Source organism: Microbacterium jejuense (assembly GCF_019511665.1).
In the GTDB taxonomy this organism is placed as follows: Bacteria; Actinomycetota; Actinomycetes; order Actinomycetales; family Microbacteriaceae; genus Microbacterium; species Microbacterium jejuense_A.
Genome location: NZ_JAEUAW010000004.1, coordinates 12,001 through 24,644 on the forward strand (window position 1 = coordinate 12,001; position 12,644 = coordinate 24,644).

The window sequence follows — 12,644 nt, forward strand, 5'->3', positions numbered from 1 at the left end:
CTGAAACGTAGGCTCGGACTCTTAAGAGACTGCGCTGCGCGGGTGAACGGAAGGTGAACGGGAAGAGGTGCGCTGGGGGTGCCGTCAGACCTTGGGCACGTGCGTCTCGATCGTGACGATGCCCGATCCGGGGCTGTCGACCGACAGGTGCACGGCCGAGAATGCCCCGAACTCGAGCGCTGAGGCGCTGCCCAGGTACGAGCCGCGCAGCGTGCCGGTGGCGAGCGCCAGCTCGCTGAGGATGTCGGGGAGCACCGGACCGTGGCTGCACAGCACGGCGGGTTTGCGCGAGCGCACGCGCTCCCCGATGACGGTGCGGGCGTCCGACCGGCCGTCCTCCCACGCGTTCTGGCTGATGAGCTTGGTCGTGTCGATCTTGCGGCCGACGGCTTCGGCCAGCGGGGCGACGGTCTTCACGCACCGCACGGCCGGGCTCGACACGATGCGGCGCACGCCGAACGCGCGCAGCGGCCCGACGATGGCCCGCGCCTGCTTGCGGCCTCGCGCAGTCAGCGGGCGGGCGGCATCCTTCCCCTCCCATTCCTCGCGCGCGACGGCCTTCGCGTGACGCAGGACGACGATCGGGAACGTGCGCAGCACGCCCTCGTCGACCAGACGCAGGAAGTTCTCGATGATCTCGACGTCGACCGGGTAGCTCAGGCGTGAGATCGCCTTCTTGGGCGTGACCCATTCGAGCGCCGCGATCTCTTTGTTCGGCACGAAGTCGCTGGCACGGATCGCGGCGTCGGTGGCCTCCGCCGCCCAGTAGTGGACGATCTTGGTGCGCTTGCTGGGCAGCCGGTAGCGCGAGACGCCGACGGGGACGCCGAGTGAGACGCGGATGCCGGTCTCTTCGTGGATCTCGCGCACGGCCGTCTCGGCGAGCATCTCGCCGGGGTCGACCTTGCCCTTGGGCAGCGTGACGTCGCGGTACTTCGTGCGGTGGATGAGGAGCACGCGCAGCTTGTCGTCGACGATGCGCCAGACCACGCCTCCCGCCGCGTACACCGCGGTCTCTGTCATCGCACCGCCCGTGCCCGCCGGCGGCGCTGCACGTTGGTCATGGTGCGGTCCTGGAGATCGAGCAGCGGCCTGCCGTCGGCGTCCTGGTGGTGCCGGACCCACTCGCCCTCGGGCCCGAGGTGCCACGAGCTCGTCGTGTCGCTCATGGCGAGGGTGAAGAGGTCGTCGAGCTCCTTCACGTGTGCCGGCGACGAGACGCGCACGAGGGCCTCGACGCGGCGGTCGAGGTTGCGGTGCATCATGTCTGCGCTGCCGATGTAGACGACGGGCTCGCCGTCGCCGCCGAACGCGAAGATGCGCGAGTGCTCGAGGTAGCGGCCCAGGATCGAGCGCACCGTGATGTTCTCGCTCATGCCTTCGACGCCGGGCTTGAGCGCGCAGATGCCGCGCACCCACACCTCGACCTTCACACCGGCCTGGCTGGCGCGGTACAGGGCGTCGATGATCTGCTCATCGACCATGGAGTTGACCTTGATGCGCACGCTCGCCGGCTTTCCGGCCAGGGCGTAGCGGCGCTCCTTCTCGATGAGCCGCAGCAGCCCCTTGCGCAGGTGCAGCGGGGCGACAAGGAGGCGCTTGAACTTCTTCTCGATCGCGTAGCCGCTCAGCTCGTTGAACAGGCGCGTGAGATCGCGGCCGACCTGGTCGTCGGCGGTGAACAGGCCGAAGTCCTCGTAGATGCGGCTCGTCTTGGGGTTGTAGTTGCCCGTGCCCACGTGGCTGTAGCTGCGCAGCACGCCGCCTTCCTCGCGGATGACCAGGGCCAGCTTGCAGTGGGTCTTCAGGCCGACGAGGCCGTACACGACATGCACGCCGGCCTTCTCGAGCTTGCGCGCCCACACGATGTTGTTCGCCTCGTCGAACCGGGCCTTGATCTCGACCAGCGCGAGCACCTGCTTGCCGGCCTCGGCGGCGTTGATCAGCGCCTCCACGATGGGACTGTCGCCGGAGGTGCGGTAGAGCGTCTGCTTGATGGCCAGCACGTGCGGGTCTTTGGCGGCCTGCTCGAGGAAGGCCTGCACGCTGGTCGCGAACGACTCGTACGGGTGGTGCACGAGCACGTCGCCCTTGCGGATCGCAGCGAAGATGTCGGCGCGCTCGTTGTTGTCGCCCGGCTGGAACGCCAGCGCCGTCGTGGGCAGGTGCGGCTTGAAATGCAGATCGGGACGGTCGATGCGGGACAGGTCGAACAGCCCGCGGAGGTCCAGCGGTCCGGGCAGGCGGTAGACCTCCTGCTCGGTGATGTCGAGCTCCTTGATGAGCAGGTCGAGCGTCACGCCGTCCATGTCGTCGGTGATCTCGAGGCGGATCGGCGGGCCGAAGCGGCGGCGCAGCAGCTCGGCCTCGAGCGCCTGGATGAGGTTCTCGGTCTCGTCCTCTTCGATGACCATGTCTTCGTTGCGGGTGAGGCGGAAGGCGTGGTGGTCGAGGACCTCCATCCCGGGGAAGAGGTCATCGAGATGGTTCGAGATGAGGTCTTCGAGCGGCAGGTAGCGCACCGTGCCTCCGACCGGCGGCAGCGCGACGACGCGGGGGAGCATGGGCGGCACCTTGAGGCGGGCGAACTCCTGCCGGCCCGTGCGCGCGTTGCGGATGCGGATGGCCAGGTTGAGCGAGAGGCCCGAGATGTACGGGAACGGGTGGGCCGGGTCGACCGCGAGCGGCATCAGGACGGGGAACACCTGCGCCTGGAAGTAGTCGTACAGCTGCGCGCGCTCGGCCTCGTCGAGGGAGTCGTACGAGACCACCTGTATGCCGGCGTCCGCGAGGGCGGGCATCACGAGGTTCATCCACGCGTTCGCGTGGCGCAGCTGCAGGCGGTGCGCCTCGGCCGAGATCTCTGCCAGCACGTCGCCCGGCGAGGTGCCGATGTTCGTCGGAACGGCGAGTCCCGTCATGATGCGGCGCTTGAGTCCCGCGACCCGCACCATGAAGAACTCGTCCAGGTTGCTGGCGAAGATCGCGAGGAAGTTGGCGCGCTCCAGCACGGGCAGGTTCGGGTCTTCGGCGAGCTCGAGGACGCGCTGGTTGAAGGCGAGCCAGCTGAGCTCGCGGTCCAGGTAGCGGTGGTCCGGCAGCTGGGAGTCGAACTCCTCCGACAGGTCGAAGTCGTCGTCGTCCGCATCTCCCAGCCCGGTGTCGAGCACCTCGGGTTCGATCATCCCCTCATCATTGCAGGGTCGTGTGACCGGAGGGTTAACCGAGTGGATGCCGGGCGCCCGGCATCCACTCTCCGCAGCCGGAGGGCGTCAGGCGTCGGTCTTCTCGCGCGGGGCGGGTTCGGGCTCGTCCTCGTAAACGTTGAAGCGGTACCCGACGTTGCGCACGGTGCCGATGAGCTGCTCGAGGTCGCCCAGCTTGGCGCGCAGGCGCCGGACGTGGACGTCGACGGTGCGCGTGCCGCCGAAGTAGTCGTAGCCCCACACCTCGCTGAGCAGCTGCTCGCGCGTGAAGACGCGGGACGGGTGGGTGGCGAAGAAGTGGAGCAGCTGGAACTCCTTGTAGGTGAGGTCCAGCGGCTTGCCGTGCACCTTCGCGGAGTACGACGACTCGTCGATCGTGATGCCCGACGTCTGCACGCGAGTCGAGACCTGCTCGGCGGACTGCCGCCCGACGGCGAGGCGGATGCGCGCGTCGACCTCGGCGGGTCCGGCGGTCATGAGGATGACGTCGTCGACGCCCCAGTCCGGCGACACGGCGGTCAGCCCACCCTCGGTGACGACCAGCAGGAGGGGCGCGTCGAGGCCGGTCGTGTTGAGGATCTTGCACAGCGACTTGGCGCCGACGAGGTCGACACGGGCATCGACCATGATGATGTCGGCGCTCGGCGCGTTGACCAGCTGCGCGGGCTCGGCGGGGATCTGGCGCACGCGGTGGCTCAGCAGTTCGAGCGAGGGCAGGACGGGACCGCCGCCGTGTGTGGAACTGAGAACCAGGAGCTGAGCCAAAGGAACGCCTTCCCGGCGCGCGGGGGCACGCCGCGAACCCCAGTGTAGAGCGCGCGGCGCGCCTCGTTTCGCCGAGGGTCGTCGCACCGGCCCGCGAGGCGGCGTGCGCGAGCCGTCTGGTGCGCCGGTGCGGGGGATGGGGGATGATGGCCTGGTGGCCGTGCCAGAACTCGCTCCTCGCCGCACCTTCGGCGGCATCGTCGCCGTGTGGGTCCTCGCGGCGCTGATCGCGATCGCCGTGGGCATCTTCTCGGCGCCCGACTGGCGCGCCGCGTGGCTGGGCGTGGGACTGGGCGGATGCCTCATCGCGGCGTTCGCCGTGCAGCTGTGGACGGGGCGCGCGGCGGGGTTCACCGAACGGGTCGCGGCGGGCGTCCTCGGCGCCGCGCTCGTGATGGGCGTCATCAGCCTCGGCTTCGGGCTGGCCGCGCTCGTGCCCGGATGAGTGCGCGTCGCGACTAGACTTCCCCTCATGGATACCGTCGCGCTCGAACTGTTCTTCGTGGGCCTGCTCGGACTCGCATCGCTGTCGATCGTGTTCGTCTCCGTGGTGGTCGTCAAGAACCTGTACCGCGGCCAGCGCTGACGGGTCGCGTCGTGCTCGAGATCCCGACCGACCTGCCTGCGGAGCTGGTTCCGCTGTCGTGGCTCCTCGGCGTGTGGGAGGGCACCGGCGTCATCGACTACGGCGACCACGCCTACACGGGAGAGTTCACGCACCGCGTGAGCTTCAGCCATGACGGCGGCGACTATCTGAACTACTCCGCCGAGGCCTGGATCGACGACCCGGCCGACCCCGAGAAGCGCACGCGGCTGGTCGCCGAGCTCGGCTTCTGGCGGCTCGCCCGCACGGCGACCGACGCCGACGCGGGACCGGGGCTGCTGCCGCCGCTGGCGCCCCCCGTGGTCCGCACCGCCGATGACATCGAGGCCCTGCGCAACGCGGACGGCGGATTCGATCTCGAGGTCGCGCTCGTGCACGCCGATGGCGTGAGCGAGCTGTACCTCGGCCAGATCAAGGGCCCGCGCATCGACATCGCCACCGATGCGGTGGTGCGTCCGGCGGGCGCGAAGGCCTACGCGGCGGCGACGCGCATGTACGGTCTCGTCGACAACCACCTGCTGTGGGCCTGGGACATCGCCGCGATGGGCTTCGAGCTCGGCGCCCACGCGTCGGCGCGCCTGGCGAAGGCCGACTGATGGCCGGCGTGTTCGCGGCCGTGCCCGGCGCCGTCGTCGACGAGGCGGGGCTGCAGCACCTCGGCAGCCCGCTCGCCGAGCAGCGGCGGCTCGCCGCCGGCAGCGCCGTGGCGCCGCGCGCAGACCGCGCCGTCATCGCCGTTCCCGGGGAGGACCGCCTCACGTGGCTGGACTCCCTGTCGTCGCAGGCACTGGCGCGCCTGCAGCCCGGCGTCGGCACCGAGCTGCTGATCCTCGATCCGCAGGGGCACGTCGAGCATGCGGCATCCGTCCTCGACGACGGCGAGACGACGTGGCTGATCGCCGATCGCGCCGACGCCGAGGGGCTCTACGACTGGCTGCGCAAGATGCGGTTCCGCCTGCGCGTCGACCCGCGGATCGCCGACGAGTACGCGGTGATCGGCGGCACCGCGGCTGCGCTCGCGGCCTCCGTGGCGGCTGCCGCGCCCGCGGGGCTGCCGCTGGTGTGGCGTGACCCCTGGCCCGACGTGACGCCCGGCGGCTGGGCGTACGCACCCGTCGACCCGCACCCCGGCTCCGATCGCGATTGGTCCGAGGCGATCGTGACGCGCGACGAAGAGGCCCGGATCGCGGATGCCGCCGCTCGCGGCGAGCTGTCGCTCGCGGGTCTGGCGGCCGTGGACGCGCTGCGTGTGGCGGCGTGGCGCCCGCGCTGGTCTGCCGACGTCGACGAGCGCGCGCTGCCGCACGAGCTGGACTGGCTGCGCACCGCGGTGCACCTCGACAAGGGCTGCTACCGCGGTCAGGAGACCATCGCCAAGGTGCACAACCTCGGGCACCCGCCCCGTCGCCTCGTGGCCTTGCAGCTCGACGGCTCGGGGAGCGTGCTGCCCGAGCCTGGCGCGGCCGTCCGCGTCGGCGACGACGAGGTCGGGCGTGTGACGTCTGCCGCCCTGCACTTCGAGGAGGGGCCCATCGCGCTGGCGATCGTGCGCCGGACGACCCCGGTCGAGGCGGCGCTGACGGTCGACACGGCCGACGGACCGGTCGCCGCGGCCCAGGAGGTCGTCGTTCCGCCGAATGCCGGGGCCACCGCGAACGTGCCGCGCATTCCGCGGCTCGGCCGCCGCCAGGCGGCGCAATAGGCCCGTCGTGAGCGGCGACGGCGCGACCACCCCGATCACGCAGGCGGTGCCGACCGGCTGGCGCGCACGCCTCGACCTGCGTCCCCAGCTGGCACGCGTGCGGGGATCGGCCATCGCGATCGTGCAGATCGTGGTCGCGGCGACGGCGGCGTGGGCGTTCGCGCACTATCTCATCGGGCATCCCGCGCCGCTGCTGGCGGCCACCGTCACGATCTCCAGCCTCGGACTCGTGCGCGATGCGCGTCCCCGGCGCGTGCTCGAGACCGTGGTGGGCATGCTCGTCGGCATCCTCGTCGCCGAGGGCTTCGTCGTGGTGGTGGGGCCCGGCTGGTGGCAGCTCGCGCTGGCGCTCGCCGCGACGCTGTTCGTCGCGCGCTTCCTGTCGCCGTACCCGCCGTTCGCGATCATGGCCGGCATCCAGGCCTGCATCGTGATGTCGCTGCCCGCGTCGCAGCCCTTCTCTCGCCTCGTCGACGGCATCGTCGGCGGGATCGCGGCGCTCGTGGTGACCGCGCTCATCCCGCGCAACCCGCGCCGGGAGGAGGCGCGTGACGGTCACGCGGTGTTCGCGGCGGCCGACGACGCCGCCCGGACAATCGTGCAGGCGCTGCGCCGCGGAGACGCGATGCGGGCCACGCGCGGGCTCGAGAAGGCGCGGGGCATCGCGCCACGGATCGACGAGTGGCGGGCGTCGCTGGATTCCGGGCTCGCCGTGGCGGGGTTCTCGCCGTGGCTGCGGCCCCAGCGGGCGGAGCTGCGGCGCCATCACACCGTGCTGACGTCGATGGACTTCGCCACGCGCAACCTGCGCGTCGTCGCCCGCCGTGCGGTCTACCTCTGCGACGACGGCGAGCGGCGCCCCGTGCCGGCCGAACTGCTCGCCGAGCTGATGCGCGCCGCCGCCCTCGTCGGCGAGAGCCTCGACGACATCGCGATGCAGCCCGTCGCCCGCGAGGCGGTCCGGGCGGTGGCGGCGCGCCTCGACCCAGCGGCCATCCTCCCCGACGGCACCCAGAGCGAGCTCAACCTCGTGACGGCGCTGCGCCCCCTCGCCGTCGACCTGCTGACCGCGACCGGCATGCCCGGCGACGAAGCACGCGCGGTCCTGCCGCGTGTGTAGTCGGTGGTCTCACACGGTGTGAGGGCCGCGGCATCCCGAATTCCGATGCCACCACTTCGCCGGATCAGGAGATCTCGCCGACGCAGGTCGCTCTGGGCAGAATCCTCCTGTCTGCGCGAGATCTCCTGATCTCAGCGAGCGGCGGGCGCCGCCCGTGGGGATCAGCGCGGGGCGACGGCGCTCCACGGCACGGTGACTTCGCCCAGGCGCCAGCGCGCCCGCTCCTGGAGCGGCCAGCCCGCTGCCTGCACGGCGGCCAGTGCGGTCCGCCAGCGATGGACGGCGCCGAACGGCGAGACGCTCGCGGCGCGGCCCCATTCCGTGTCGAGCGCGGCGAGGAACGCGTGCACACGCTCGCCCGGAACGTTGCGGTGGATGAGCGCCTTGGGCAGGCGCTCGGCCGCGATGGAGGGGTGCTCCAGTCCCGCGAGGCGCAGCGACAACGTGAGCGACCGGGGTTCCGCGTCCGGCGTGATCGCGACCCACGTGGCGATGCGCCCGATCTCGTCGCACGTGCCCTCCACCAGCAGCCCGCCCGGCGCGAGCCTGCCCGCCATCGCGGCCCACGCGGCGCCCACCTCGGACTCGTCGTACTGCCGCAGCACGTTCATCGCCCGCACGATCGCGGGCCGCCGGCCGCCCGGCACGGGCACCTCGAACCCGCCGCGCGCGAACGACACGCGCGAATCCGCGGCGAACGGCGTGGCACCGGCCCGCACGTCGTCCAGCTGCGCGCGTGCCCTGACGACGCGCGCGGGGTCGATCTCCAGTCCGAGCACCTCGACGTCGGGGCGGGCCCGCGACAGGCGCGCGAACAGCTCGAACGCGGTGACGCCGCTCGCGCCGTAGCCGAGGTCCACCACGAGGGGATCGTCGGCGCGTCGCAGCGCCGGGTGCCGGGCGATCCACCGGTCGATGCGGCGCAGCCGGTTGGTGCCGGTGGTGCCGCGCGTGATCTGCCCGACCGGTCCGCGCGCCATGTCTCCATGATGCCAGCAGGCCGCCGTCACAGCCCCGGTGGCCGGTGGGAGGCGCCGATAACATGGAAGCCATGACCGCGCCCTATACGCTCATCCTCCTCCGACACGGCCAGAGCGAGTGGAACAAGACCAACCAGTTCACCGGATGGGTCGACGTCCGCCTCACCGAGCAGGGCAAGGCCGAGGCCCAGCGCGGCGGCGAGCTGCTCGCCGAGTCCGGCATCCTGCCCGACGTCCTGCACACCTCGGTGCTCAGCCGTGCGATCCAGACGGCGAACATCGCCCTCGACGCCGCCGACCGCCTGTGGATCCCGGTCAAGCGGTCGTGGCGCCTCAACGAGCGCCACTACGGCGCCCTCCAGGGCAAGGACAAGGCGCAGACCCTCGAAGAGTTCGGCAACGAGCAGTTCATGCTGTGGCGCCGCTCGTTCGACGTCCCGCCGCCCCCGCTCCCGGCCGACGACGAGTACAGCCAGGTCGGCGACCCGCGGTACGTCGGCATCGACGGCGAGGTGCCCGACACCGAGTCGCTCAAGATCGTCATCGACCGCATGCTGCCGTACTGGCACAGCGACATCGTCCCCGACCTGAAGGCCGGCAAGACGGTGCTCGTGACCGCCCACGGCAACTCGCTGCGCGGCCTCGTGAAGCACCTCGACGGCATCAGTGACGCCGACATCGCCGAGCTCAACATCCCGACCGGCATCCCGCTGGTCTACCGTCTGGACGAGAACCTGCAGCCCCTCGGCCCGGGCGAGTACCTCGACCCCGAGGCCGCCGCCGCCGGTGCGGCCGCCGTGGCGAACCAGGGCAAGGCCTGACGTCAGACAAGAAAGAAGAGTGGATGCCTCGCACGAGGCATCCACTCTTCCTTTTGCTGTCGCCGCCTAAAGCTGGTCCGGCGAGACGATCGTGATCGTGTCGGTGGTCGTGGTCCAGTCGCCGGTGGAGAGGTACAGCACCTTCTTGGCGACCGACACCGCGTGGTCGGCGAAGCGCTCGTGGTAGCGGCTGGCAAGGGTGGCGTCGACGGTGGCGGCGGCCTCGCCCTGCCAGCTGTCGCTCAGCACCTTCTCGAACACCGACAGGTGCAGCGCGTCGAGCCGGTCGTCGGCGTTGCGGATCGCCTCGATGAGCGACTCGTCCTGCGTGCGCAGCAGCTCGGTGAGCTGACGCGCGACCTCGACGTCGAGCTCGCCCATCTTGAGGAACGTCGACTTGAGGCCCTTGGGGATGGCGCGCTCGGGGAACCGCATGCGCGTCAGCTGCGCGATGTGCTCGGCGATGTCGCCCATGCGCTCCAGTGACGCGCTCATCCGCAGTGCGCTCACGACGATGCGCAGATCGCGCGCGACGGGCTGCTGCCGGGCGAGGATCTCGATCGCGAGCTCGTCGAGCTCGACGGCTCGCTCGTCGATCACCGCGTCGTCCTCGATGACCTCCTCGGCCAGCGCCACGTCACTCGTGCCGAATGCCCGCGTCGCCTTGTCGATCGCCACCGTGACGAGCTCGGCGATCTCGACGAGACGCCCCTGCACGTCCTCGAGGGACTGGTGGAAGACTTCGCGCATTCCGATGCACCTTTCGTGGTTCGGGCAGGCGTCCGCCCGCGGCCCCGGCGATTCTCGTCAGAGAAGGTTAACGGACGGTGCCGCATCGGTGAACACTGCCGGCCACGCGGCGCACCGGGGCCCTCACGGCGAAGAGGCGCCCGGAGGTGCCCCTACGCTGGGGGACATGGACTCCACGCAGCTCGCGCTGCTCGCCCTTCTCGTGGGGGTCATCGTCGGCGGATCGGTCGCCGCCGTCATCTTCGCCGCCCTGCGCGCGCGCGATCGCGCACGGGTCGAGATGTCCGCGGACGTGCCGGACGGCGTGCGCGAAGTGCTCCACGGCATGGACGACGCGGTCGTCGTCGTGGACTCGTCGTTCACGGTGCTCGCCGCATCGGCCGCCGCCGCGCCGTTCGAGCTCGTCGAGGGCGGGACGTTCCCCACCGAGGAGCTGCGTGCGCTCGCCCGGCGGGTGCGCACGAGCGGCACCGACACCGGGCTCACCACGGCGACCGAGACCATGCGGCTGCGCCGCGGGGCGCTGCCGGCGGAGCCCCGCCTGGTCGCGGTGCGCGCGACGCGCATCTCTCCCCGGCTCACGCTCCTCGTGCTGCGCGACATCACCGAGCGCGAGCGGGTCGAAGAGATGCGACGCGACTTCGTCGCCAACACGAGCCATGAGCTCAAGACGCCGGTGGGTGCGGTGAGCCTCCTCGCCGAGGCCATCGAGTCCGCCGCCGACGACCCGCCGCAGGTGCGCATCTTCACCGCGCGACTCCAGGCCGAGGCATCCCGTCTCGCACTGCTGACGTCGCGCATCATGAACCTCTCGCGCCTGCAGGCGTCGGACGAGCTGCCGCAGCGCGACGTGTCGATCGACGAGGTCGTGGCCTCGGCGCTGGACGCGCACGCGATCCAGGCCGACTCCGCCGGCGTCGAGGTCGTGCGCGGCGGCATCCGCGGCCTGTACGTGCAGGGTGATGCACAGGTGCTGAGCGAGGCGGTGGGCAACCTCATCGCCAACGCGATCGCGTACTCGCCCCGCGGGTCGAGCGTCGGCGTGGGCGTCAAGTCGGTCGACGGGGTCGTCGAGATCGCCGTGACCGACCGGGGCATCGGCATCGCCGAGGGCGAGCAGGACCGCGTGTTCGAGCGGTTCTACCGCGCCGACCCCGCACGGGCGCGCCGCACCGGCGGCAGCGGACTCGGACTGTCGATCGTGAAGCACGCCGTGCAGCGCCACGGCGGCGAGGTCCGGCTGTGGTCGCGCCCCGGGCGGGGCTCGACGTTCACGATCCGCCTGCCCGAGTCGGCGGCCCCTGCGGCCGAACCCGCTCCCAAACGGGGCCGCAAGAAGAAGCGCCCTGCCACCCCGCCGCCGCCCAGGCCCACGACCCCGGCCCCTGCGCCGGCCGCCGAACCCGCTGCGAATGGAGAACCCGCATGACCCGCGTCCTGATCGTCGAGGACGAGCCGGACCTCGCCGACCCGCTCGCCTACCTCCTTCGCCGCGAGGGCTACGAGGTCGAGATCGCCGAGGACGGCCCTGCCGCGCTCGGCGCCTTCCGCGACCGCGGAGCAGACATCGTGCTGCTCGACCTCATGCTCCCGGGCATGCCGGGCACGGAGGTCTGCCGTCAGATCCGCACGACGTCCGCCGTGCCGATCATCATGCTCACCGCGAAGGACTCCGAGGTCGACATCGTCGTCGGGCTCGAGCTCGGCGCCGACGACTACGTGACGAAGCCCTACTCGGCGCGCGAGCTGCTCGCCCGCATGCGCGCGGTGCTGCGGCGCTTCTCGCAGATCGACGCCGACCTCGAGGACCGCGTCCTCGAAGGCGGGCGCGTCGTGCTCGACATCGACCGCCACACCGTCGCTGTCGACGGCGACGAGATCAACATGCCGCTCAAGGAATTCGAGCTGCTCGAGGTGCTGATGCGCAACGCCGGCCGCGTGCTCACGCGCGGCCAGCTCATCGACCGGGTCTGGGGGAGCGACTACTTCGGCGACACCAAGACGCTGGACGTGCACATCAAGCGCATCCGCTCGCGTATCGAGCAGAACCCCGGCTCTCCCGAGATGCTCGTGACGGTGCGCGGCCTCGGGTACCGCTTCGAGGGCTGAACGCAAAGACGGAGCGGGGCGCGTCGTCGGACGCGCCCCGCTCCGTCTTTCGCGATGAGGATGCCGGCACGCTGCCGGTCCCTCACCGCGGTGTCAGGGGGCCAGTGCCGTCAGGTAGTCGAGCGAGCCGTCGAGCACGGGGATGGCGATGAGCGCGCCGTCGCTGTCGCCCGACTGGAAGAACGTGTCGACGTCGGTGCCGGGCAGGCCCTCGAAGTCCTCGATCTCGAGCGGCTCGTCCTCGTCGGAGCCGAGGCTCACCGTGGTGTTCGCCGGCACGCGGACGGTGAGGGTCGGGCCGCCCTCGCCGATCTCGACGTTCAGTGTGTGCGAGTCCTCGGTCTGGTTGACGATCGCGGCGACGAAGTTGCCGGCCGTGCCGTCCTCGTTGGCCACGATGAACGCGTTGCGCACCTCGAGAGGGCCGGAATCGTGGACGTTGACGCCCTCGGCGGCCGAGTAGGGGATCGTGGTCGCCTGCGGCGAGATCATGCTGCAGCCGGTGGTCGTGAGCACGAGAGCGGCCCCGACGGCCAGTGACGCGATGAGGCGGCGGTTCACAGATCCTCCCAGGACATGTCGGTACC

General features: G+C 71.2%; 13 protein-coding genes. 7 read left to right on the top strand and 6 right to left on the bottom strand.

Features of this window, described 5'->3' with window-relative positions:
* Positions 1-84: 84 nt before the first annotated feature.
* From JNB62_RS06005 to JNB62_RS06015, 3 genes are all read right to left on the bottom strand, one after another.
* On the bottom strand, positions 85-1,023 hold the full coding sequence (locus JNB62_RS06005; RefSeq protein ID WP_220299971.1) for an NUDIX hydrolase: 939 nt from the start codon (positions 1,021-1,023) through the stop codon (positions 85-87).
* Positions 1,020-3,185, bottom strand: coding sequence for an RNA degradosome polyphosphate kinase (locus tag JNB62_RS06010; RefSeq protein WP_220299972.1), 2,166 nt, complete (start codon positions 3,183-3,185; stop codon positions 1,020-1,022). Before JNB62_RS06010 ends, JNB62_RS06005 begins: the two co-directional genes overlap by 4 nt.
* A gap of 87 nt (positions 3,186-3,272) precedes the next feature.
* Positions 3,273-3,971 carry a response regulator transcription factor gene (locus JNB62_RS06015; RefSeq protein ID WP_141893816.1) on the bottom strand — a complete coding sequence of 233 codons (699 nt, stop codon included), beginning with the start codon at positions 3,969-3,971 and terminating at the stop codon, positions 3,273-3,275.
* Positions 3,972-4,125: 154 nt separating this feature from the next.
* Here JNB62_RS06015 and JNB62_RS06020 point away from each other — a divergent pair, with 154 nt between their 5' ends.
* The 4 genes from JNB62_RS06020 to JNB62_RS06035 all read left to right on the top strand — a co-directional run bounded on the left by JNB62_RS06020 (position 4,126) and on the right by JNB62_RS06035 (position 7,397).
* The gene (locus JNB62_RS06020) at positions 4,126-4,416 is read left to right on the top strand and encodes a hypothetical protein (RefSeq protein ID WP_220299973.1); all 291 of its coding nucleotides are present in this window, start codon (positions 4,126-4,128) and stop codon (positions 4,414-4,416) included.
* A gap of 152 nt (positions 4,417-4,568) precedes the next feature.
* Positions 4,569-5,171, top strand: a complete 603-nt coding sequence (locus tag JNB62_RS06025) for a nitrobindin family protein (protein ID WP_220299974.1) — start codon at positions 4,569-4,571, stop codon at positions 5,169-5,171.
* Positions 5,171-6,277, top strand: coding sequence for a CAF17-like 4Fe-4S cluster assembly/insertion protein YgfZ (gene ygfZ, locus JNB62_RS06030; protein WP_220299975.1), 1,107 nt, complete (start codon positions 5,171-5,173; stop codon positions 6,275-6,277). The genes JNB62_RS06025 and ygfZ overlap by 1 nt, the downstream gene beginning before the upstream one ends.
* 7 nt (positions 6,278-6,284) lie before the next feature.
* Positions 6,285-7,397 (top strand): FUSC family protein, encoded by a 1,113-nt coding sequence (locus JNB62_RS06035; protein ID WP_220299976.1) that lies wholly within the window; start codon positions 6,285-6,287, stop codon positions 7,395-7,397.
* Positions 7,398-7,558: 161 nt separating this feature from the next.
* Here the strand turns inward: JNB62_RS06035 and JNB62_RS06040 are convergent, their stop codons facing one another.
* Positions 7,559-8,377 (bottom strand): class I SAM-dependent methyltransferase, encoded by an 819-nt coding sequence (locus JNB62_RS06040; RefSeq protein WP_220299977.1) that lies wholly within the window; start codon positions 8,375-8,377, stop codon positions 7,559-7,561.
* Between the two features lie 71 nt (positions 8,378-8,448).
* Here JNB62_RS06040 and JNB62_RS06045 point away from each other — a divergent pair, with 71 nt between their 5' ends.
* Positions 8,449-9,198, top strand: coding sequence for a phosphoglyceromutase (locus JNB62_RS06045; RefSeq protein WP_220299978.1), 750 nt, complete (start codon positions 8,449-8,451; stop codon positions 9,196-9,198).
* Between the two features lie 66 nt (positions 9,199-9,264).
* On the opposite strand, the gene phoU is transcribed toward JNB62_RS06045, so the two are convergent.
* Entirely contained in the window at positions 9,265-9,948 is a 684-nt protein-coding gene (gene phoU / locus JNB62_RS06050) for a phosphate signaling complex protein PhoU (RefSeq protein WP_220299979.1), read from the bottom strand.
* 166 nt (positions 9,949-10,114) lie between these two features.
* Between phoU and JNB62_RS06055 the strand changes: the two genes are divergently transcribed.
* A complete protein-coding gene (locus JNB62_RS06055) occupies positions 10,115-11,377 on the top strand; it encodes a sensor histidine kinase (RefSeq protein WP_220299980.1) in 1,263 nt (420 codons plus the stop codon).
* On the top strand, positions 11,374-12,057 hold the full coding sequence (locus tag JNB62_RS06060) for a response regulator transcription factor (RefSeq protein WP_220299981.1): 684 nt from the start codon (positions 11,374-11,376) through the stop codon (positions 12,055-12,057). Before JNB62_RS06055 ends, JNB62_RS06060 begins: the two co-directional genes overlap by 4 nt.
* 93 nt (positions 12,058-12,150) lie before the next feature.
* On the opposite strand, the gene JNB62_RS06065 is transcribed toward JNB62_RS06060, so the two are convergent.
* The gene (locus tag JNB62_RS06065; RefSeq protein WP_220299982.1) at positions 12,151-12,618 is read right to left on the bottom strand and encodes a DNA modification methylase; all 468 of its coding nucleotides are present in this window, start codon (positions 12,616-12,618) and stop codon (positions 12,151-12,153) included.
* Positions 12,619-12,644: the final 26 nt, after the last annotated feature.